The sequence below is a fragment of the Candidatus Obscuribacterales bacterium genome (genome assembly GCA_036703605.1).
In the GTDB taxonomy this organism is placed as follows: Bacteria; Cyanobacteriota; Cyanobacteriia; order RECH01; family RECH01; genus RECH01.
Map to the genome: position 1 here is coordinate 1 of DATNRH010001071.1, position 2197 is coordinate 2197.

Annotated in this window: 3 protein-coding genes; 1 reads left to right on the plus strand and 2 read right to left on the minus strand. The window is 59.5% G+C overall.

All coding sequences use genetic code 11. The features are described 5' to 3' along the window. Nucleotides 1-294, plus strand: a 294-nt coding sequence (locus V6D20_21880; protein ID HEY9818434.1) for an ABC transporter permease, incomplete at its 5' end; no start/stop codon positions are given. Nucleotides 295-448: 154 nt separating this feature from the next. On the opposite strand, the gene V6D20_21885 is transcribed toward V6D20_21880, so the two are convergent. Next, nucleotides 449-1660, minus strand: coding sequence for a WD40 repeat domain-containing protein (locus tag V6D20_21885; GenBank protein ID HEY9818435.1), 1212 nt, complete (start codon nucleotides 1658-1660; stop codon nucleotides 449-451). A gap of 63 nt (nucleotides 1661-1723) precedes the next feature. After that, a partial coding sequence (locus V6D20_21890; GenBank protein ID HEY9818436.1) for a hypothetical protein occupies nucleotides 1724-2197 on the minus strand: 474 nt, incomplete at its 5' end.

Consider the following 2197-nt stretch of genomic DNA (forward strand, 5'->3'; position numbering starts at 1 on the left):
ATGGTGGCCTGCTGGGCCCAAACCCACGAACGGGTGGTGGGAGCTGGGCAATTGATGACCATGCCGCTGTTTTTTGCCAGCAATGCCATTTATCCGATCTCGATTATGCCGCCGTGGCTACAGATGCTGTCGCGGATTAACCCGCTGACTTATATGGTCGATGCCCTGCGCAGTTTGATGCTGGTGTCCCAGGTGGCGGAGTATGGGCTATGGCTCGATTTTGCAGTGTTGATCGGACTCACCGCCATCCTCACAGCGGCCTGCGGTCGGCTCTATCCTCGCTTGGTGCAGTAGGCGATCGCCCCTCCCTAATACCAACGCTCAGATTGCCCAATACCGATTGCCCTCACCCCAAACCCCTCTCCCAGAACGGGAGAGGGGCTTCAAGCCATGAATTTATGCCCCTATGTTCTGGAGAAATGTTCTGGAGAATGGGTAGGAGGCATCTCTAAAATCCGGGACTAGCGGACAGCAAACGACCATCGACTGTCCAGAGGCGTAAAGTTTGGGTGTCGTCTAGGGTAGCGATCGCTTCTCCGCTGGGGTCAATGGCAACGACCGGACTACCCTGATGGCCATCTAACTGCGCGATGGGATTCCCTGATCGATCCCAGATCAGGACTGTGCCGTTGTCTTGGCTGAGCGCAAGCAGGTGACCCTGGGGGCTGAAGGCTAGGTGGTTGACCTCGGCGGTGCCATCTGAGGTGGCAATGGGGGAGCCGTCTACCTGCCACAGGTGGGCGGTGCCGATGCCGTCTAGGGTGGCGATCGCCCTGCCATCGGGGCTGAAGTGGATGTGATCAATCCAAGATGGGTGCTCCAGGGTGGCGATGGCCTGGCCTGTCATCGTCCACAGTTGGACGGCGGGGTCGAAGGTGGCATAGGTGGCGATCGCTTCTCCACTGGGGCTAGGAACCATGTCTATAATCCAGTCTTGATGGCCGTCTAGGGTGGCGATCAGGGTGCCGGTGGTGTCCCAAAGTTTGACGACTGGGGAACGGCTGCGGGTGGCGATCGCGCTTCCGGTCGGATTCAGGGCTAGGTCGGAGATGATCAGGTGGGGGACTAGGAACTGGGGACTTTCTAGGGCGGTGATCAGGCGGCCGGCGGTGTCCCAGAGTTGGGTGGTGCCGTCGCTGTGCAGGGTGGCGATCGCTTGCCCGTTGGCGCTAAAGACCAGTTGCCGGACGGGGCGATCGGGGCCGCTGAGCTGGGCGATGGGGTTGCCGCTGGGGTCGAGCAGGTGGGTGGTGCCATCGGCATGGCCCAGGGCGATCGCGTCGCCGATGGGGCTGAGGGCCACGGTTGTAATGGGGCTGGACGGTTCTACGATGGTGGGCTGGCGATGTTGGAGATCCCAGATCTGGAGTTGGGTGGGGTCGTAGATGAGCAGGCGATCGCTGCCTGCATTCCAGACTATCTGTGCGTCTGGGGTAAGGTCGAGCTGGGCGATGGCGGTGCCGTCGGGATCCCATAGGCGGATGGGGCCGTTGGGGGAATGGGTGATCAGGGTATTGCCAGGATGCCAGATGATGTCGCCGCTGGGGTCTTCGTCCATTGCAAAAATGGCTAGGAGCGGTGCGGCTGGCTGCGGGATCTGGGGGGGAAGGCTAGGGCCGGCGAGGAGGGGCAGGGTGAGCAGGAGGGCGGGAAAGGTCATGGGGGAATAGACGGAATGCGATCGCGGCTTAACTACAGTGGAACGGGATGAATTTCGGCAGCGTTAGGGCTCGCGGGGGGGAATATTGCACATAGCGCGATCGCTCTCGGTTACATCGGGGCTATGGATAAGGTAGCTGCGTAGGCGACGACAGGCCCGGGCCAGCAGGCTATCAATATCTTGGTCAACGGGCCACATTGTCACCCGCTGATTAGCAGGGTCTTCACCCAGAAGAACATTGCCGGGCTGGACAATCCATACATAGCTCCAGTCTGGGGCAAATCTTGCTAAAGATCCCTCATACTGGGCAATTTGCTGACCATTTAGCGTCCAGATGCGCGTTGTGCGATCTCTACTACTTGTGGCAATGGTGGTGCTGTCTGGGCTAAACTCCACCCGACTGATCCAGGACTGATGCCCCTCCAGTACTGCTAACGGGTTACCTGCCCTATCCCATAGGTGTACTGTGCCATCGAAGCTTCCTGTAGCAATAGTTTGACCGTCTGGGCTAAATAATACCGGCCAGACAGCATCTTG

Coding starts and splice junctions, on each gene's coding strand:
- V6D20_21885 (HEY9818435.1), bottom strand. CDS start 1,660: ATGACCTTTCCCGCCCTCCTGCTCACCCTGCCCCTCCTCGCCGGCCCT.